Annotated in this window: 21 protein-coding genes; all 21 read right to left on the bottom strand. The window is 37.0% G+C overall.

All coding sequences use genetic code 11. The features are described from left to right. Positions 1–11 precede the first annotated feature (11 nt). The 21 genes from fliL to topA all read right to left on the bottom strand — a co-directional run bounded on the left by fliL (position 12) and on the right by topA (position 18,611). A complete protein-coding gene (gene fliL / locus MW695_RS05160) occupies positions 12–443 on the bottom strand; it encodes a flagellar basal body-associated protein FliL (RefSeq protein ID WP_247103974.1) in 432 nt (143 codons plus the stop codon). Continuing rightward, complete coding sequence (locus MW695_RS05155; protein WP_247103973.1) at positions 444–656, bottom strand: flagellar FlbD family protein; 213 nt, start codon at positions 654–656, stop codon at positions 444–446. A 75-nt stretch (positions 657–731) separates the two neighbouring features. Then, positions 732–1,523: a flagellar basal body rod protein FlgG gene (gene flgG / locus MW695_RS05150; protein WP_247103972.1), complete on the bottom strand. Its 792-nt coding sequence runs from the start codon at positions 1,521–1,523 to the stop codon at positions 732–734. A gap of 70 nt (positions 1,524–1,593) precedes the next feature. Continuing rightward, on the bottom strand, positions 1,594–1,977 hold the full coding sequence (locus MW695_RS05145) for a TIGR02530 family flagellar biosynthesis protein (protein ID WP_247103971.1): 384 nt from the start codon (positions 1,975–1,977) through the stop codon (positions 1,594–1,596). Between the two features lie 14 nt (positions 1,978–1,991). Continuing rightward, on the bottom strand, positions 1,992–2,453 hold the full coding sequence (gene flgD / locus MW695_RS05140) for a flagellar hook assembly protein FlgD (RefSeq protein WP_247103970.1): 462 nt from the start codon (positions 2,451–2,453) through the stop codon (positions 1,992–1,994). Between the two features lie 12 nt (positions 2,454–2,465). Continuing rightward, positions 2,466–3,767 carry a flagellar hook-length control protein FliK gene (locus MW695_RS05135; protein WP_247103969.1) on the bottom strand — a complete coding sequence of 434 codons (1,302 nt, stop codon included), beginning with the start codon at positions 3,765–3,767 and terminating at the stop codon, positions 2,466–2,468. A 34-nt stretch (positions 3,768–3,801) separates the two neighbouring features. Continuing rightward, positions 3,802–4,374: a MotE family protein gene (locus MW695_RS05130; protein ID WP_247103968.1), complete on the bottom strand. Its 573-nt coding sequence runs from the start codon at positions 4,372–4,374 to the stop codon at positions 3,802–3,804. 14 nt (positions 4,375–4,388) lie between these two features. Further along, positions 4,389–4,826 carry a flagellar export protein FliJ gene (gene fliJ / locus MW695_RS05125; RefSeq protein WP_247103966.1) on the bottom strand — a complete coding sequence of 146 codons (438 nt, stop codon included), beginning with the start codon at positions 4,824–4,826 and terminating at the stop codon, positions 4,389–4,391. After that, positions 4,823–6,145 carry a flagellar protein export ATPase FliI gene (gene fliI, locus MW695_RS05120; RefSeq protein WP_247103965.1) on the bottom strand — a complete coding sequence of 441 codons (1,323 nt, stop codon included), beginning with the start codon at positions 6,143–6,145 and terminating at the stop codon, positions 4,823–4,825. Before fliI ends, fliJ begins: the two co-directional genes overlap by 4 nt. After that, positions 6,142–6,957, bottom strand: coding sequence for a flagellar assembly protein FliH (gene fliH / locus MW695_RS05115; RefSeq protein ID WP_247103964.1), 816 nt, complete (start codon positions 6,955–6,957; stop codon positions 6,142–6,144). The genes fliI and fliH overlap by 4 nt, the downstream gene beginning before the upstream one ends. Next, on the bottom strand, positions 6,950–7,963 hold the full coding sequence (fliG, locus tag MW695_RS05110; protein WP_035340578.1) for a flagellar motor switch protein FliG: 1,014 nt from the start codon (positions 7,961–7,963) through the stop codon (positions 6,950–6,952). Before fliG ends, fliH begins: the two co-directional genes overlap by 8 nt. Positions 7,964–7,974: 11 nt before the next feature. Continuing rightward, positions 7,975–9,564, bottom strand: a complete 1,590-nt coding sequence (fliF, locus tag MW695_RS05105; RefSeq protein ID WP_247103963.1) for a flagellar basal-body MS-ring/collar protein FliF — start codon at positions 9,562–9,564, stop codon at positions 7,975–7,977. Positions 9,565–9,616: 52 nt separating this feature from the next. Further along, positions 9,617–9,916 carry a flagellar hook-basal body complex protein FliE gene (gene fliE / locus MW695_RS05100; protein ID WP_247103962.1) on the bottom strand — a complete coding sequence of 100 codons (300 nt, stop codon included), beginning with the start codon at positions 9,914–9,916 and terminating at the stop codon, positions 9,617–9,619. A 13-nt stretch (positions 9,917–9,929) separates the two neighbouring features. Further along, positions 9,930–10,388, bottom strand: coding sequence for a flagellar basal body rod protein FlgC (gene flgC / locus MW695_RS05095; protein WP_247103961.1), 459 nt, complete (start codon positions 10,386–10,388; stop codon positions 9,930–9,932). Positions 10,389–10,390: 2 nt separating this feature from the next. Then, positions 10,391–10,792 (bottom strand): flagellar basal body rod protein FlgB, encoded by a 402-nt coding sequence (gene flgB / locus MW695_RS05090; RefSeq protein WP_247103960.1) that lies wholly within the window; start codon positions 10,790–10,792, stop codon positions 10,391–10,393. 429 nt (positions 10,793–11,221) lie between these two features. Next, positions 11,222–12,001 carry a GTP-sensing pleiotropic transcriptional regulator CodY gene (gene codY, locus MW695_RS05085; RefSeq protein ID WP_247103958.1) on the bottom strand — a complete coding sequence of 260 codons (780 nt, stop codon included), beginning with the start codon at positions 11,999–12,001 and terminating at the stop codon, positions 11,222–11,224. 79 nt (positions 12,002–12,080) lie between these two features. Then, the gene (gene hslU / locus MW695_RS05080; RefSeq protein ID WP_247103956.1) at positions 12,081–13,469 is read right to left on the bottom strand and encodes an ATP-dependent protease ATPase subunit HslU; all 1,389 of its coding nucleotides are present in this window, start codon (positions 13,467–13,469) and stop codon (positions 12,081–12,083) included. A gap of 19 nt (positions 13,470–13,488) precedes the next feature. Further along, positions 13,489–14,031 carry an ATP-dependent protease subunit HslV gene (gene hslV / locus MW695_RS05075; protein ID WP_247103955.1) on the bottom strand — a complete coding sequence of 181 codons (543 nt, stop codon included), beginning with the start codon at positions 14,029–14,031 and terminating at the stop codon, positions 13,489–13,491. A 24-nt stretch (positions 14,032–14,055) separates the two neighbouring features. Then, positions 14,056–14,955: a tyrosine recombinase XerC gene (gene xerC / locus MW695_RS05070; RefSeq protein WP_483299845.1), complete on the bottom strand. Its 900-nt coding sequence runs from the start codon at positions 14,953–14,955 to the stop codon at positions 14,056–14,058. A gap of 161 nt (positions 14,956–15,116) precedes the next feature. Next, a complete protein-coding gene (gene trmFO, locus MW695_RS05065) occupies positions 15,117–16,424 on the bottom strand; it encodes an FADH(2)-oxidizing methylenetetrahydrofolate--tRNA-(uracil(54)-C(5))-methyltransferase TrmFO (RefSeq protein WP_247103953.1) in 1,308 nt (435 codons plus the stop codon). Between the two features lie 114 nt (positions 16,425–16,538). Then, complete coding sequence (gene topA, locus MW695_RS05060; protein ID WP_247103952.1) at positions 16,539–18,611, bottom strand: type I DNA topoisomerase; 2,073 nt, start codon at positions 18,609–18,611, stop codon at positions 16,539–16,541. Positions 18,612–18,729: the final 118 nt, after the last annotated feature.

The following is an 18,729-nucleotide window of genomic DNA, read 5'->3' as shown; positions in this document are numbered from 1 at the left end:
ATTTGAGGTTATTATTGTATGACCCAACTTGTCGTGTAGACTTGAACCACTTCACCTTCTTGCATTAATGCATTAATTTCATCTCGTATACTATTTTCAAAATCGACGATTCCTTCATTACCAGCTAGCTCTGAAGAACGTTTGTTGGATAATGAACGTAATAATATGTTGTTAATTTGAAAATCACGCTTTTGTATTTCTGATAGTGCTGATCTGCTATCCACTTGTATACGAAAAGTGGCTCGAATAAAATCGTTTGATTGTAAATTTGTCGTAATTTCATCCGTATCAAAAGATAAATTAATAATCTGATCAATCGTTGGTTCTTGCCCCTCTTCAGGACTATCTAAAAATTGATTAAATAAGACAAATACAATAACCCCAAGTAATGTCAGCGCAGCTAAAATGATTAACATAATATTGACTAACTTATTCTTAAACAATCATGCGCCCCCCACATCTTTATATGTTGCTAAAAGACCTAGATCTTTAAATTGTTTATTAATTAAAACTTTTACATCTTCTATTTCATCTTTAACAACAATTTTTTTCCCATTCACAAGTGTAATGGTTGTGTCTGGAAATGCCTCCATTTGTTCAATTAGAAGGACATTAAGGTAAAAAGATTTCCCATTAATTCTTATAAGCTCAATCATAATTGATTAAATGGACTAGGAGTTTGCGTCCTAGTCCAACCCTCCTTAGTATTTCCTATGTGGTTCATTCATTCGTTAACGTTTTAAATTCACTAACTCTTGTAGGATTTCATCTGAAGTTGTAATAATTCGAGTATTAGCCTGAAAAGCACGTTGAGCAACAATCATTTCAGTGAACTCTTCAGATAAATCTACATTTGACATTTCTAATGTTCCAGCAACTACCACTCCAGTACCTTCATTACCTGGAGTCGTTATATTGACACCACCTGAGTTAGGGGTAACTTGGTAAAGGTTATCTCCTTCCTTTTGTAAACCTTCTGGGTTAGCAAAATATGCTAATGATATAGTACCTGCTTCTTGTAAATCTCCATCTGCATCAACATAGTTTACGACACCTGTTTGACCAATACTGAAGCTACGTGCGTCCTCCGGTACTAAAATTGTGTCACCATCATCATCGAGTAAGTAAAGTCCCCCAGAAGTTACAATTGCACCCTCTTCATCAAAATAAAAATTTCCAGCACGTGTATAAAAAATGGCATCTCCATCGGTCACCCGGAAAAAGCCATCCCCGGAAATCCCTAAGTCTAATTCACGATTCGTATTTTGTAAGCTACCGCCAGTATGAATTGTATCAATAGAAGAGAGCATTGAACCTAATCCTACTTGCATAGGGTTCGTCCCCCCCATACCAGCTCCAGGAGCGGATGCTCCTGCGATCTGTTGATTAATCATATCTTTAAATGTCGCACGGCCTTTTTTAAAGCCAAATGTATTGACATTGGCAATATTATTCCCAATTACATCTAATTTCGTTTGCATATTGTTCATACCCGAAATACCTGAATACATCGATCTTAACATTTACGTATCCTCCTTTTTATAAACTGCATCTATCGATCAGCAGTCAAAGACTTCCCTTTACGGGTCCAGTCTAGTCAATTAAAATCGTACCATTAATATTTGAGAAAATTTGTGATTTCGCTTCATTTCGATTGAGTGCCGTAATAATTGTATGAGTTTGTGCATTAATCAATAGAGTTGCATCTTCTGTAATAACAACAGACTCTTTAATACCTTTTTTCCTTGCCTCAACCACCTTGTTTTCGATTTCTATCCATTTGTTATCATCAATTGAAATTCCTCTTGATTCCATTCGATTTTTTGCATGTTTTGTAAATACTAATTTTGTAGCATTGTTTAGTTCCGTTTGAAAAACTTCTTTAAAGTTTTTCTTTTTTGCATGACTATCATTAGTATTAACACTAGGTGATTTCGGAAGATTTGGTAACGGATGCCATTGAACCCTTGGATCCATACATTCACTTCCTTTTATTCTTCTATTGTTGTTTCACTAATTTGAACAACCTGATCATTGCTAATCCATCGATCATTTTCAAGTAAAATACGAATTTTACCATCGTTTTCTAGACGAACTGATTTCACTTTATGATTTTCGTATACGGTTTCCGTTCGATATTCATCCAATTCAACTTCACGTTTCCATTGAACGGTTTTACCAATTAACTCACTATGCTGTACTAAGCTTTGACTCTGCTGTAAATGAACAGAATATTGCATCGCTTGATTCATATTAGTCATTTGCTCTAAGGAAGAAAATTGAGCCATTTGCGCAATAAATTCTCGGTCATCCATTGGATTAGACGGATCTTGATTTTGTAATTGAGTAATTAACAATTTTAAAAAGTCATCTTTTCCTAAAATACTTTGATTCGTATTTTGCGGTTGCTGCTGTCTTTCTTGTAAATATAAGCTTTCGTTAATCGTTGGCATATTATCACACACCTAAACCTGTTCATTTATTGAGTAAAGACTATCTTGAAACTCCTCATGAAACTCTCGATTCTCTTCTTGTCCGTCATCATTCGCATCTTGACGTTGCTGTTGTGAAGATGAACCTTCTTTGTCCTTTTCTTTTTCCAATTGAGACTGTTGATTCGTGATCTCAATACGTTCAACTGGAAGCTGCTGCTGGATAAAGGCTTGCCTTAATTGAGAAAGCTGGCTTTCAATTAGTTCCTTTGCTGCTGATTGACTAACCATTATTTTGGCAGACAACACCCCATTGATTTGCGTTAATTGTACATCCAATCGACCTAAATGCTCGGGATGCAGCTTCACGGAAAGGGTTTGAACGCCTTCTTTAGAATGAGTCATAGTGGCATGTCTCATTAGGTTTTGAAACTGTCTCATGAATTGTTGCTGTTGAATTTCACGAGGCATTTGTTCACCCACATGAATTGTTGCTTGATCAGTTCTTGTTGTATACGATCCTATTTCAGATAATAATGGATTTAATCTCAGATCTTTCGGTAAAGAAAGCATAGTTGATTCAACATTCCGCTCACTAACTTGGTTTCCCTTATTTCTTTCTTCAGTCATTGATTCTACTAATCTCTTAACAATCTGTCCGATCGCTAATGAACTTGAATCTACTTGCTGACTGTTTTGATTTAGAGATAGCTCATTAAAGAACCGATTACGACTATTCCCGTTGCCGCTATCATGATTTTGAATGAGCATTCTAAGAAACTGCTTTAAGGTCCTATCCTGATCAATACGCAATTGATTTACATTTTGTTCCTCGCGTGTCTTTAGCGAATTTATTTCATCATTTGGATTAGTCATCTGACTTTGAATTAACCCTAAAACTAACTGTCCCATAACGGTTGAATTTAAAGTAGTATTCTCTATGCTGTTTTGTTCGTCTTGGTTTTTGTATTCTTGCCACATCGCGATCAAACTTATCATCATTTGCTCGTCAACAGTCGATCCTTCTTTAAACCAATCATCTCCAGTTAAATCTCCTTGAAGGTTACTAGAGAGCTTATCCCAAATTTCGCTTACGTCCGGTTGAGAAAGCCAATTTTTAAATTCCAGAAATTCAGGTACCTCCAATTCTTCCAAAAGCAGTTCTATATCGTCGTGATTTAAGAAGTCTTGTACCACCTCCTCGTCACCTTCTAGCAATCCACCTAGCACTTGAGAAAAATCCGTTTCTTCTTTAATTGAATTAGTATTGCTCCCCATCGTTTGAACGACAAGGTTTGGTTTCTGGTATGCCAGTGCCATCATTAATTGATTCAACTTTTCATTTCACCTCCTTTCAAAAGAACCCGATTTACTCGTTCAGTTTTCTTCTTAAATATTCAACAGCCTGACTATCATCCATTTCCTCTAAAATAGCTGCACGATGTTCAATTGATACATATCTTAAATGCAAAACAGCTTCATCCGGATCAATTTGACTCAAGACGTTCGCAACTTTCTCTTCAGACATTAATTCGTACAATTGCCCGATTTCTTCAAGTGATTCTTGAATACTAATTTCTTCTTGACCTTGAAATAAAAGTTCCTCTTGAAGATCTGCAATTTCATCGTGAAGTTCTAAAATCTCTAATTCTTTTCGTTGTAATTCTGATTCTAACCTTGTAACTTCATCTTCGCTTTCAGCCAAATTAGCCTCAACTTGTTCAAGCTGTTCTGTAGTGTTGTTTTCTAACTCTTCATCTTCATCCTGAACCCAATTAGATACAATAGGTATAGTTGAACCTATTTTTTGAGCTTGACCAATAACGTCATATCCTATTAAAGAAAAAACAAAACCAAACAACACTAATCCAAATATAATTGGAATGAAAATAACTAAAAAGAATAATTGAAACTTATTATAAGAGCGTTCCTTATCACTCATTTTCTCACCTAATTTCAACGATTCGCATATGCTTGAATCGATAACTCATTCATTTCTAATAGTTCTATTCGTTTCGACTCTTCTTTGTATTGCTCATGTTCTCGTTGCTTCATTTTTTCATATTTTTTCATTTCAACAGTTGCATTCATTAATTGATCTTGCCTATTCACCATTTTTAAGCGAGCCTGCTGAGTTTGTTGTTGCAAAATCAATATTTCTTTTTCAAGTTGTGACAATGTCGTTTCTTGAAATTGTATGGCCTTAATCGACGTTCCTTGCTGCAATTGATTTCGAGCCATCTCCTCCAAACCTTCCTTCTTTTTCAAAAGATGATAAAGCTGAGTAGCTACCTTTTCAAAATGATCGGTTGCGTCTTTATATGCAGCTTCAAATTCATTTTTTTGTGATTGTTTAAGCTCTAGAACTTTTTGTAATGTGTATTGAAAACTCATGATCGACCACCATTTCCTAGCAATTTAATAAGCGTTTGTATTGATTGATCAATGGTTGAATTTTCATCTGTTGCTTGTTTAAGAAATGATACAATTTGAGGGTACATTAAAATAGCTTTATCAATTTCAGGTGAACTACCTTTTTTATATGCCCCTATATTAATAAGATCTTCATTGTCTTCATATACAGAAACGAAATAGCGCAAACGTTCAGCTGCTTTTCTATGCTCTTCCGTTACGATGTCAGACATCACTCTACTAATACTTTTTAGAACATTGATTGCTGGAAACTGCCCTTTTTGAGCTAATTTTCGATCTAATACTAAATGTCCATCTAAAATTCCACGGACCGCATCAGAAATTGGCTCATTTAAGTCATCACCATCAACTAACACTGTATAAAACGCAGTAATAGAACCTTTTTCATCTGTTCCTGAGCGCTCTAATAAACGAGGCAATAGAGCAAACACTGACGGAGTATATCCCTTTGAAGTAGGAGGTTCCCCTATTGCTAAGCCGATCTCTCGCTGTGCCATTGCGACACGCGTTACAGAGTCCATCATTAAGTTAACATCCATACCTTGTTGGCGAAAATATTCAGCGATGGCCGTAGCTGTCATCGCCCCTTTTATCCTCATTAACGCAGGCTGATCTGATGTTGCTACAACTACAATAGAGCGCTTCAGCCCTTCTTCACCCAAATCTCGTTCGATGAAGTCCTTTACTTCACGTCCACGTTCTCCAATTAAAGCAATGATATTTACATCTGCTTCAGAGTTTCTCGCTAACATCGATAATAGTGTACTCTTACCTACTCCACTCCCTGCAAAAATACCTATTCTTTGCCCTTTTCCAACTGTAAATAACGAGTCAATGGATCTTACTCCTAAGGACATTAGCTCCTTAATTCGTGGTCTTTTAATTGGATTTGGAGGGTCATTATCTGTTTGAAAATTGGATAACCCTTTTGGTAACGACTCCTTCGTTAACAATTCACCACAACTATCTACAATCGAACCTATTAGCTGAGTGCCTATTTTAATTTCTAGTGGTCTTCCTGTCGCTTCTACTAAACTACCAGGAGCTATTTCGGATGTTCCGTTTAATGGCATTAGCAAAACAAATTCATCTCTGAAGCCAACGACCTCTGCTCTTACTCTTGTCATTAAATTTCTTCCTGTTGTTATATAGCAGAGGTCTCCAATAGAAGCTTGCGGACCTTTCGATTCAATCATTAGACCAATGACTCGCGTTACTTTTCCGTACCATTTAAATGGAGAAAGCTGCGGAATTAATTCTGGTAAAGATTGAACATTCAACGTGAATCCTCCTTGAGCTTTGCTAATAACTGTGTTTTTAACTCCTTTAACTGACGATCCATACTTGCATCAATACGTCCATGCTTTGTTTCAATGACGCATCCATGTTTCATCAATCCAGCATCAGGGTATATAAAAAGATGATCACAATGGCTTAATAATTGCACTAGTTCTTCCTGCTGACTGACTGTAAGCTCATACCAATCAGGATGCACATAAATTTTCACATCTTCATGCTCACGAACTTCATTTATTACCTGTTTTAACATGCTTGTCCAATTTTGTTGATCATCTATTAATTGATTCCCGATAATCCGCTTAGCTAAAGCCGTTGCTAACTCAATGATTAAAGGTTCGGCTTCCTCAATTCGGTGGTTAAATTGCTGCTCTGATTGAGTGACAATATTTTTCGCCTGATCAATTAATTCATTATAGGATTGAAGGCCATCGTTTTGACCTTTACTAAAGCCTTCTTCATATCCATTTTGTTTCGCTTGCTCAAAGAGCTGGTCTTTCTCTTGTTCAGCATGTTCAAGCTGCTCTTTAATCTGTTGTCGAATATCGTCAGCTTCTTGGTGAGCTTGATGAAGGATTGCTTCAGCTTCTGCTTTTTGTTGCTCTATGTCCTTTTTTAAGCGATTTAGAGTATTTTTTTCATCTTCTTCTGTATTACCTTGCTCGTTCTCTAAGTTGTTATCATTCTCTTGACTATGGCTTATTTCATCATCCCGTTGAAATCTTTTTATAATAGAAATCGTTTTTTTTGACGCCTGATTGGCATTAGAATGAGTTGATTTGATGATTTTAGACAATAATATCGTCTCCTCCACCACGTGCAATTACGATTTCTCCAGCTTCTTCTAGCGTTCTAATCACAGATACTATTCTCGTTTGAGCTTCTTCTACATCTTTTAAACGAACTGGACCCATAAATTCCATCTCATCTTTAAATGCTTCAGCCATTCTTTGAGACATATTACTGAAGATAATTTCCTTAACTTCCTCACTTGCTACCTTCAGAGATAGCTGTAGATCTTCATTTTCAACATCACGAATGACTCGCTGAATACTACGATTATCTAATGTAACAATGTCTTCAAACACAAACATTCTCTTCTTAATTTCCTCTGCTAATTCTGGGTCTTGTATTTCTAATGCATCTAGAATCGTTCGTTCTGTACTTCGATCAACACTATTCAACACTTCGACAACTGATTCAATACCACCAGCCTCGGTATAATCTTGAGTCACCGTTGAAGACAACTTTTGTTCAAGAATAGCTTCCACTTCATTAATAATTTCCGGAGACGTACTGTCCATAACAGCAATTCTTTTCGCGACATCAGCTTGTACCTCTTGAGGCAATGCTGATAAGATTTGCCCCGACTGCTCTGATTCTAAGTAAGATAAGATAAGCGCAATCGTTTGTGGATGCTCATTTTGAATGAAGTTCAAAATTTGAGATGGATCTGCCTTACGAGCAAAATCAAAAGGTCTTACTTGTAAATTGGAAGTTAAACGATTAATAATTCCCATCGCATTTTCTTCACCTAATGCCTTTTCTAATATACTTTTTGCATAGCCTATTCCACCTTGTGCTATATAATCCTGTGCCAACACTAAAGAATGAAATTGTTCGAGTATTTCTTCTTTTAATTCACTATCCACTTTACGAACATTAGCTATTTCCAGTGTTAATTTCTCAATTTCTTCTTCTGAAAGGTGTTTATACACTTGTGCTGAAACATCTGGACCAAGAGAAATCAGAAGTATGGCAGCTTTTTGCCTTCCTGTAATTCCTTTTTTTGATACAGCCATTTACTTCCCTCCTAATCTTCTGATAACCAAGTTCGTAGTAATTTAGAAAAGTCTTCAGGTTTTTCTTTAGCCAGCTTTTCTAGTTGTCTTCTTTTTGCTGCTCCTTCAGATGTATCTTCATCAGGTAATTCAGGTAAATCAAATGGTGCATTCGCGGCTAATGATCCGTCCACTGACTCATCTTCAAGCTTTCTTCTTCTATTTCTCATTAAAATAAACAGTAAAATTAATATTAAAGCAACTAACACTCCACCAACAACGTAGACCCATGTTGGAATTGTCATCATTGGTTCTTGATCCATTACCACTCTTCCATCGAAAGGGTGAGAGCTTACGACTATTTTCCCTTCGATTTCATCCTCTGTTAATTCATCTGCGTAAACACTTGAAATGCTCGTGCGAACGATCGTTCCTAATATTTGTTGGATATCGTTAAGCTGATCTTGTGGTAATGTTTCTAATCCTTCTGGTGGTTCAACCATCACTTGAATACCAAGATCACGAATTTTATAAGGACTTTCTACAATATCACGATTAATACGGTTAACTTCATTGTTAATTCGTTCCTCAGTTCGTTCCCAATCGACTGGACCTTGTCCTAATGCACCAGGGTAGTTAGGAATGCCATCACCGGTGCCTTCAATTCCACCTTCTTCAAACCCTTCACCACTATAGGCCTCTTCAATTCGTTCAATACTGACAGCAATCCCTTCGATATTGTCAATATCTACAGGCTCAACTAATTCCTCTGTACGATTCTCTTGAGTAAAATCAATATCTGTTGTAACAGAAACAACGACACTATCTTGTCCAACCATAGTTCCTAACATTTGATGCAAATTACGTGTTAAATCACGTTCAATTTCATTTTGTATAGTTCGCTGTTGTTCAAAGGCAGTTAAAGTTGTTTGTGTTTCATTATCTTGATCCTCATAATAGTAATCATTAAACATTTGATCAGAAATGACGATATTATCTATAGGCAAGTTTGGTACACTTCTCGATACAAGGTGGTATAATGCTCTTACTTGACTAGAATCAAGTTGATGCCCTGGAGCTAAGTCTAATACAACCGCAGCTGTTGATGAATCCTGAGCAGCATTTAACCAAACACTTTCTTCTGGGAGTGTAATCATGACATTAGCATTGTTCACACCGTTCATATTTCGAATAAGCCTTGATAGCTCAGTTTGCATGGATGCACGTTCCATGACGTTAAATTCATTATCTGTCATCCCAAAACCCATTTGGTCTTGGATAAAAGAGTAATCAATTGTTCCACTGCTCGGTAAGCCTTCTGCAGCCAACTCTACTTTTAATGTATCAACGAGATCCTTTGGAACTAAAATCGAAGTACCACTATCTGACACTGTAGAAGGAATTCCTCTAGCATCAAGTGTTTCTTTTATTTGACCCGTTTCTGCTAAAGTTAAATTGCTATACAATGGTTCATAGTTTGTCCTAGTCGAAAAAAACGCGACTAATGCTAACGCTAAGATAATTGAAACAATCGCAGATATAATGACAACTTGTTGCTTTTTTGAACGTTCTTTCCACAATTCATTTATTTTCTCTTTATAATTCATTAGTTTCTCGTTCATGTGTCCTCCTGAATCAAAACAAGTAACAACGCCCCACTATTGGGCACAAGTATTACACTTGCATTCTCATAATCTCTTGATATGCTTCAATTACCTTATTTCTTACTTCTATCGTCGCTTGCAATGAAACACTAGCCTTTTGACCAGTAATCATTACATCATGTAAATCGTTAATCTCACCTTTTGCTAATAGCTCTGTTTTATGCTGTGATTCCTTTTGAAGTTGATTGACATCCGAGATCGCTTCATTTAACGCTTTTTTAAATGACTCCTGCGCTTCACCAGGTGTATATGTATTACGATTAATACCTGAAAGCTCTCTTGTTTCAAATGGTGTTAATCTCACATCCATTGTTACTCACTCCTTATCGACCTATCTCAAGCGCTTTTAAAAGCATGTTCTTTGTTCCGTTTAATGCCGTTACATTTGCTTCATACGATCTTGTTGTCGACATTAAATCAACCATTTCACGTAGTGGATCGACATTAGGCATTTGTACATATCCTTCCTCATTCGCATCTGGGTGATCTGGATTATACACTTGCTTAAAAGGTGTCTGATCATCAATGATTCGGTCTACTTTTACTCCATGACCAACAGTCGACTCTGTCTTTCCCATCGCTCTTTTCAATTGATTAGAAAAAGATGAAGGTTCATTTGGTGATGTAACAACCATTTTCCGACGATAAGGTTCCCATTGACCATCTACCATATTTGCTCTTGTCGAATCGGCATTAGCTATATTAGCTGAAACGACATCCATACGTAATCGCTTCGCCGTTAGAGCTGATGCACTAGTATTAAACCCATGAAATATGGTCATTGTTAACGGCCTCCTCTAATGACAGACTCAAGGCTTTGGAAACTTCCATTCAATCGATCAATTAAAGCATTGTAATAGATTTGATTTTTAGCTAATTCAGACATTTCACGGTCGACATCTACATTATTGCCATTATGATTAAATTCGGTTTGTCTATTTTCCGTCACGATTGGACCGGTGTTTCGCGCCGATTTAAATTCATAATGTTGTTCATGTGTTCTGTTTGCTCTCAATCCAGTTTGATTTACAGCTTCATTTAACAAATGCTTAAATTCCACTTGCTTCGCTTTATAATTGGCCGTGTCGACATTAGCAATATTTTGAGAGATAGCATTTTGTCGAACTTGCGCACCATTTAACCCTGTTTCGAGCGCTCTAAAGGAAGAACTTCCGAAGAGATTCATGCAGGCACACCCCTTTTGTCAAATTATGCGTTCGTTTTTATACATTTTTCTACACGTTCTATGAAAATTGTAATAAATATAGAACGAAAAGTCTAACCCATATTTCACAAAAAGCTTTTTTACTACGAAAGAATCATATATATATAGTTCATTGGTCTTAATTGTACATGATTTACGTATTTTAATCGACAATTTTTTAAAAATATGTCGATTTTCCATTCGAAGGACCCATTGTAGAACGTTAGAATGGATCATAAGTTGATTTACATTTAAACTCTATTCTAAGCTCGATGGTGAAATAGAAATAATTACCTATCATTTTTTTGTTATTTTAAACTTACTTTTTCCCCTGTTTTTTGTATATTTAATACAAATATTCTCAGCATAATAAAAAACCAACAGATTTATTACAACCTGTTGGTTTTCTATTTACTTACTATTTACTCTCTCTAATTCAATGAGAAATTTATCATTTAATACTTTAATGTACGTTCCTTTCATTCCTAAAGAACGCGATTCAATCACTCCAGCACTTTCGAGCTTTCTTAATGCGTTAACAATAACTGATCTCGTAATTCCTACACGATCAGCAATCTTACTTGCGACAAGCAAGCCTTCTCGCCCATCTAACTCGTGAAAGATATGGTCAACAGCTTCAAGCTCACTATAGGATAAGGAACTAATGGCCATTTGAACAACTGCTTTGCTACGAGCTTCTTCTTCAATTTCCTGTGTTTTCTCGTGAAGGATTTCCATCCCAACTACGGTTGCACCATATTCCGCTAATACTAAATCATCATCATTAAACGTGTCATTTAACCTTGAGAGGATTAATGTACCTAGTCGTTGACCTCCTCCTTGTATGGGTACAATTGTCGTTAGTCCATTTTTAAACAAATCTTTATTTTCAACCGGAAAAGCTGTAAATTCGCTGTCAATTCCGATATTAGCAGACGTATGATCAATTTTAAATAAACCTTCTGTATACTCTTCAGGAAAACGCCTTTCTTCTAACATTTTCTTCATTCGTTCATTTTCAATTTCTTGTTTTATCGCATACCCTAGCAGTTTTCCTCTTCGACTAACGACAAATATGTTAGCAGCGATCGTTTCACATAACGTCTCGGCCATGTCATTAAAGTTAACATGCTGACCAACTGTCTTTTGTAGCATCTCATTAATTTTTCGTGTTCTTGATAATAGATTCATTTTATTGCCTCCTCTTATCTACGTGACCAATATGCTTTCTTTTCATATTCAGTCTCTATCCATTTAAATACTTTCTTAGTTATAAAATAAATCGACTTAAATCACGATTCTTTGCAATAGTTGCAAGTTTCTCTTCCACGTACTCTGGAGTAATAGCAATTTCCTCTAAATTGATATCTGGCGCCTCAAAGGAAAGATCCTCTAACAAACGCTCAAGTAATGTATGTAGCCTTCTGGCACCAATATTTTCAGTATCCTGATTGACTTCCGTCGCAATTGTCGCAATCTTATGAACAGCATCGTCTGAAAAGACTACTCTTATACCTTCCGTTTCTAGAAGTGCACTATATTGTTTTAATAAGGCGTTATTAGGCTCGATTAAGATGCGGACAAAATCATCGACTGTTAAATTAGACAATTCGACACGAATAGGGAATCTACCTTGAAGTTCAGGTATTAAGTCAGATGGCTTTGCAATATGAAAAGCACCTGCACCAATAAAAAGAATATGATCCGTTTTAATCGCTCCATATTTTGTCATAATCGTTGAGCCCTCTACGATCGGTAAAATGTCTCGTTGAACCCCTTCTCGCGAAACATCAGCTGACTGCTGCCCCTTACTTGCAACTTTATCAATTTCATCAATAAAAATAATCCCTAACTGCTCAGCTTTTGTAATCGCTTCTTGATTTACCTCATCGGGATCAATTAGCTTTTGGGCTTCTTCGTCAACAAGAACTTTCCGAGCATCCGAAATGGGAAGACGACGCTTCTTACGCTTTTTAGGTAGCATTCCTCCAAGCATCTCCTGCATATTCATTCCCATCTGCTCCATACCAGCCCCTTGAAACATATCCATAAAATTCTGTGATTGTTCATCGACTTCAATTGTAACCATATGATCTTCTAATTCACCTAATGCAAGCTTGTGAGCCATTTTGCGTTTTGTCTCATTTAGTGAATCTACTTCTTGAGGCTCACTTTCATTTTCTTCATTCTGCTGTCCGAAAATCATTTCAAAAGGGTTTTTATAAGAAGATGATTTTTTCCCTGTTGGTACGAGTAATTCGACAATTCGATCATTGGCCATTTTTTCTGCTTGTGAACGGACCTTTTCAACCTTTTCCTTCTTTACAATTCGAACACTCGTCTCGACCAAGTCTCGTACCATGGATTCAACGTCACGGCCTACATAACCTACCTCTGTGAATTTCGTTGCTTCCACTTTCACAAATGGAGCACCTACTAACTTTGCAAGTCTTCTTGCAATTTCGGTTTTACCAACACCTGTCGGGCCAATCATTAATATATTTTTAGGTGTAACTTCGTCTTTTAATTTCTCATCAAGTAAACTACGGCGATAACGGTTTCTTAAAGCGATAGCAACCGATTTCTTCGCTTGTTCTTGACCAACAATAAATTCATTTAACCGATCTACAATTTGTCGTGGAGTTAAATTAGCTTCCAATTTGTTCACTCCTATCGTTTTAATGTAATTCTTCTACCGTAATATGTAAGTTTGTATACACACAAATTTCTCCAGCAGTCTCCAATGATGCCCTTGCGATATCAGAGGCAGTTAGTTCGGGAGCATGATTTTTTAATGCACGTCCAGCGGATAAAGCATAATTTCCACCAGAACCGATCGCAATGATCCCATCATCAGGCTCAATGACCTCACCTGTCCCTGAAACGAGCAATAGGCTTTCTTTATTCATAACGATTAGCATAGCTTCAAGTCTACGAAGCACCTTATCATTTCGCCATTCTTTCGCTAACTCAACAGCTGCTCTTTGAAGATTTCCATGATATTCTTCAAGCTTCCCTTCAAATTTTTCAAATAGTGTGAAAGCGTCAGCAACTGAACCGGCAAAACCGGCAATAACCTTCCCTTGAAATAATTTTCTGACTTTTTTTGCTGTATGTTTCATCACAACAGCATTTCCAAACGTTACTTGTCCGTCACCAGCCATTGCACATTTTCCATTATGATGAATAGCAAAAATCGTTGTAGCATGAAAGTCGCTCATTTCTTCTCCTCCTTCTTTATTCGTTTATGCCCTTGGATGATGCTGTTTATACACGTCGCGTAACCGTTCCTTCGTTACATGGGTATAAATTTGGGTTGTCGATAAATGCTCATGACCTAATAATTCCTGTACTACCCTTAAATCAGCTCCATTATTTAATAGGTGTGTAGCAAAGGAATGGCGGATATCATGGGGGCGTAACTTTTTCTGTAATGCAGTTTGATCCATTCTCTTTTGTATAATCGTTCGAATACTTCGTTCAGATAATCGCCCACCACGGTAGTTCAAAAAAAGAGACTGATTCGAATCTTTCGCCTTTTCCGCTAATTGCACCCTACCATTGTGAATATATGTATAGATAGAGTCTAAAGCGTAAGAGCCTATAGGGACATAGCGTTCTTTTTGACCTTTCCCCATGAGGTAAACCGTTCCAATTGAAAAGTCAACATGTTCTATGAGCAACTGACTACACTCACTTACACGCATTCCCGTCGCATATAATAATTCTAAAAGTGCTCGGTCACGTTGGTCAATTGGCCGATGACCTGAAAGCCCTTCAAATAAATGGTTCATTTCTTCCTCGTACAAGAAATTTGGTAATTTATGTTCGGATTTAGGTAAATGGATAAACGTAAAAACATTATCCTTTACCCTTTCCTCTCGTTGATGAAACGAGTAAAAGCTTCTTAAGGTTGAAATTTTTCTTGATACCGTTTTTCTTGCATATTTTTTTTCAAACAGCTCTGTTAAATACTTTTTTACATGATCCGAAAGAACATCTGTATAGCAGACTACACCTAACTGCTCAATAAAATGAGCAAAATGGAGTAAATCACCTTCATAATTTCGCACCGTATGGATTGAACAATTTTTTTCCATTTGAAGGTACTGAATAAATAATTGTATCCAATTCGACTTTTGCAGCATAGGACACTCCTTCACCTTCATCATTAACTGCATTTCCATTTAACAACAAATATCGAAAATCATTTTAATCTAGTCGATATTGCTCATTGGTTAAAATCACCACTTCAAGTAAAAAGCTACTAAATTTTATCATGATTTAGTAGCCCTGACAATCTTATTTACACTTTTTTCACAAAATTCTGAATTGTATCTAATGCTCTTTCAGCTAATTGTTCATATCTTTCTTTCTTATTTTTAATTCTCGTTTCCAGTGGAGGTAACAAGCCGAAATTAGCATTAATCGGTTGGAAATTCTTCGGACTAGCCGTTGTAATATATTGTGCCATACTTCCAATCACTGTCCATTCAGGGAAGGTAACTAACTCTTCCCCTTTTACTAACTTAGCTGCATTAATGCCTGCAATAAGCCCAGCTGCAGCAGATTCCACATATCCTTCAACACCTGTAATTTGTCCAGCAAAAAACAGTTCTTCTTTATGCTTATACTGATATGTTGGCTTTAATAAATTTGGCGAGTTAATAAACGTATTTCGATGCATCACTCCGTAACGAACAATTTCTGCTTCCTCTAACCCAGGGATAAGGCGAATCACTTCTTTTTGTGGCCCCCACTTTAAATGTGTTTGAAATCCAACAATGTTATATAACGTTCCAGATGTGTTATCTTGCCTTAGCTGAACAACTGCAAATGGTCGTTTCCCCGTTTTTGGATCCTCTAGTCCTACTGGTTTCATCGGTCCAAATAGCATCGTTTTCCGACCACGCTTTGCCATCACTTCAATTGGCATACAGCCTTCAAAGAATATTTCTTTTTCAAATTCCTTAAGCGGAACCGTTTCGGCGGTAATTAATGCTTCATAAAAGCGATCAAATTCTTCCTCAGTCATTGGACAATTTAAGTAAGCTGCTTCGCCTTTATCATACCTTGATTTTAAATATACCTTATCCATATTAATCGATTCTGTTTCGATTATAGGAGCCGCTGCATCATAAAAATATAAATACTCTTCGCCAGTTAAGTTGCGAAGTTGCTTTGATAATGATTCTGAAGTTAGCGGGCCAGTTGCAACAATCGTTGGACCTTCTGGAAGCTCCGTTATTTCTTCGTTAAACACGGTAACGAATGGATGGTTTTTAACATTTGACGTGACCAAACTAGCAAATTCGTGCCGATCAACTGCCAAAGCACCACCAGCAGGAACTGAAGCACGATCAGCAGATTGTATTATGACAGAATCAAGAGCTCTCATTTCCTCCTTAAGAACACCTACTGCATTTGTTAAAGCATTCCCTCTTAATGAATTACTACATACTAATTCAGCAAATTTATCTGTATGGTGAGCTGGTGTTTGTTTAACAGGTCGCATTTCATACAAATGAACCTGAATTCCTCTCTTTGCTAGCTGCCATGTCGCTTCACTTCCTGCAAGACCTGCCCCAATAACATTTACGTACGGTTGTGACATCTTCGTTCCTCCAATATGACTAAACAATCTAATGCTGTCATTATAACATGTTCAAGGGGCCAAGCAACAAGAATACCAATCTTGTCTTAGCCCCTTTCTCATGCTTTATTTAAACTAATTCGTTTCTTCACGGTAATCACACGACGAGCATTCTACATGGACACCTTTTTTTGATTTCTTCTCAACAAGCATACTGCTACATTTCGGACAGGGCCTCGCGATTGGCTTATCCCATGAAATGAATTCGCATTCTGGGTATCGGTCACATCCATAGAAAATTCGGCGTTTTTTACTTCGACGCTCAACGATATTACCTTCCTTACAGGTCGGACATTTTACACCAATGTCTTTGACAATCGCTTTCGTGTTACGACAATCCGGAAAATTCGAACATGCCATGAATTTTCCATAACGACCCATTTTATAAACCATTTCATGCCCGCACTTTTCACAATCTTCTCCGGCTGGCTCATCACGAATTTCAACTTCCTTCATTTCCTCTTCCGCAACAGATAAACGTTTTTCAAAGGAACGGTAGAAGTCATCAATAATGTTCACCCATTCATTGGCACCTTCTTCAATGGAATCTAAGTTACCTTCCATTTTAGCAGTAAACTCCACATCCAATATCTCTGGGAAAAATTCAACTATTAACTCCAATACAATTTCTCCGAGTTCTGTTGGAACAAAGCGTTTATCTTCTAAAGCAACGTATCCACGCCTTTGTATAGTATCTAGTGTAGGTGCGTATGTAGAAGGACGACCAATTCCGAGTTCTTCCATCGTTTTAACAAGCCTTGCTTCGGTGTAACGAGGTGGCGGTTGAGTAAAGTGTTGACTAGGTTCTATTTCATCCTTCTCAACCGTTTGTCCTTCCTCTAAATTTGGCAAAAATCGATCCTCTTCTTTTTTTCCATCGTCATTTCCTTCAATATACACTTTCATGAAGCCTGGGAATTTGATTTTTGACCCAGTAGCTCGAAATAACACACCATTTTGCTCAATATCAACTGACATCGTATCCATCACAGCAGGTGCCATCTCACTAGCGACCATACGCTCCCAAATAAGCTTATACAATCGATATTGATCTCTAGATAAGTAGCTTTTGATTGTTTTCGGGTCTTTATCTACTGATGTAGGTCGTATTGCTTCGTGAGCATCTTGAGCTTTCTTATCTGATTTAACTTCACGCTTACCTTGACGTGTATATTCTTCACCATAGGCTGTTATAATGTAAGTTCGCGCTTCTTGTTGAGCCGTTTCAGAAATACGAGTTGAATCAGTTCTCATGTACGTTATCAAACCGACTGTGCCTTCTTTACCAATTTCAACACCTTCATATAACTGTTGCGCAATCATCATCGTTTTCTTCGCTCTAAAATTTAACTTCCGAGCCGCTTCTTGCTGTAAGGAAGACGTTGTAAATGGGTTGACTGGATTGCGTTTTCTTTCCTTCCGCTTCACAGATGTCACATTATAACTATCGGAATTAAGCTTAGATAAAATATTCTGTACATCCTCTTCGCTTCCTAGCTCTTTCTTCTTTCCGTCTAAACCATAAAACTTAGCATCAAATGATTCCTTCCCAAGGAAAAATTGAGCTTGAATATTCCAATACTCTTCTGGATTAAAGCTTTGGATTTCTTTCTCTCGCTCGATGATCATCTTGACAGCAACAGACTGAACTCTTCCTGCACTTAATCCTTTCTTCACTTTCTTCCATAATAATGGACTAATATTATAGCCAACCAACCGATCAAGAATCCTTCTCGCTTGCTGAGCATCAACTAAATCCATATTAATTTGACGTGGTGTCTTGAATGCTTCCTTAATCGCATTTTTTGTAATTTCATTAAAGACAACGCGACATTCAGAATGCTCATCCATGTTCAGACTATGAGCAAGATGCCAAGCAATTGCTTCCCCTTCTCGATCGGGGTCAGCTGCCAAATAAATTCGTTTTACTTTTTTTGCAGCTGTTTTTAATTCCTTTAATACTGGTCCTTTTCCTCTGATGGTAATATATCTCGGTTCGTAATTCTGTTCAACATTAACTCCCATTTGACTTTTTGGTAAGTCTCTAACATGTCCCATTGATGCTTTGACAATATATTTTTTCCCTAAATATTTCCCAATGGTCTTTGCTTTTGCGGGAGATTCTACGATTACTAAATAATCGGCCATATAAGACTCCCTCTCTAAGAATAATTAAAATCTTCCCTATTATGGAACAGGTTTTCTTCATTTGTCAAACTAATTACTAAAAAAAGAGAAATTTTTCTTTCTTATGACGTTGAAATAG

It is taken from the genome of Halalkalibacter sp. APA_J-10(15) (assembly GCF_023017105.1).
In the GTDB taxonomy this organism is placed as follows: Bacteria; Bacillota; Bacilli; order Bacillales; family Bacillaceae_D; genus Halalkalibacter.
The sequence above is the reverse complement of the archived record's forward strand: the minus strand, read 5'-3'. Positions and strand labels throughout refer to the sequence as shown.

Excerpts from the sequence above, each read along its gene's own strand:
- MW695_RS05155 (WP_247103973.1), bottom strand. The coding sequence starts at position 656 with ATGATTGAGCTTATAAGAATTAATGGGAAATCTTTTTACCTTAATGTC.
- flgG (WP_247103972.1), bottom strand. The coding sequence starts at position 1,523 with ATGTTAAGATCGATGTATTCAGGTATTTCGGGTATGAACAATATGCAA.
- MW695_RS05145 (WP_247103971.1), bottom strand. The coding sequence starts at position 1,977 with ATGGATCCAAGGGTTCAATGGCATCCGTTACCAAATCTTCCGAAATCA.
- flgD (WP_247103970.1), bottom strand. The coding sequence starts at position 2,453 with ATGCCAACGATTAACGAAAGCTTATATTTACAAGAAAGACAGCAGCAA.
- MW695_RS05130 (WP_247103968.1), bottom strand. The coding sequence starts at position 4,374 with ATGAGTGATAAGGAACGCTCTTATAATAAGTTTCAATTATTCTTTTTA.
- fliJ (WP_247103966.1), bottom strand. The coding sequence starts at position 4,826 with ATGAGTTTTCAATACACATTACAAAAAGTTCTAGAGCTTAAACAATCA.
- fliG (WP_035340578.1), bottom strand. The coding sequence starts at position 7,963 with ATGGCTGTATCAAAAAAAGGAATTACAGGAAGGCAAAAAGCTGCCATA.
- fliF (WP_247103963.1), bottom strand. The coding sequence starts at position 9,564 with ATGAACGAGAAACTAATGAATTATAAAGAGAAAATAAATGAATTGTGG.
- fliE (WP_247103962.1), bottom strand. The coding sequence starts at position 9,916 with ATGGATGTGAGATTAACACCATTTGAAACAAGAGAGCTTTCAGGTATT.
- flgC (WP_247103961.1), bottom strand. The coding sequence starts at position 10,388 with ATGACCATATTTCATGGGTTTAATACTAGTGCATCAGCTCTAACGGCG.
- flgB (WP_247103960.1), bottom strand. The coding sequence starts at position 10,792 with ATGAATCTCTTCGGAAGTTCTTCCTTTAGAGCGCTCGAAACAGGGTTA.
- codY (WP_247103958.1), bottom strand. The coding sequence starts at position 12,001 with ATGAATCTATTATCAAGAACACGAAAAATTAATGAGATGCTACAAAAG.
- hslV (WP_247103955.1), bottom strand. The coding sequence starts at position 14,031 with ATGAGCGACTTTCATGCTACAACGATTTTTGCTATTCATCATAATGGA.
- trmFO (WP_247103953.1), bottom strand. The coding sequence starts at position 16,424 with ATGTCACAACCGTACGTAAATGTTATTGGGGCAGGTCTTGCAGGAAGT.
- topA (WP_247103952.1), bottom strand. The coding sequence starts at position 18,611 with ATGGCCGATTATTTAGTAATCGTAGAATCTCCCGCAAAAGCAAAGACC.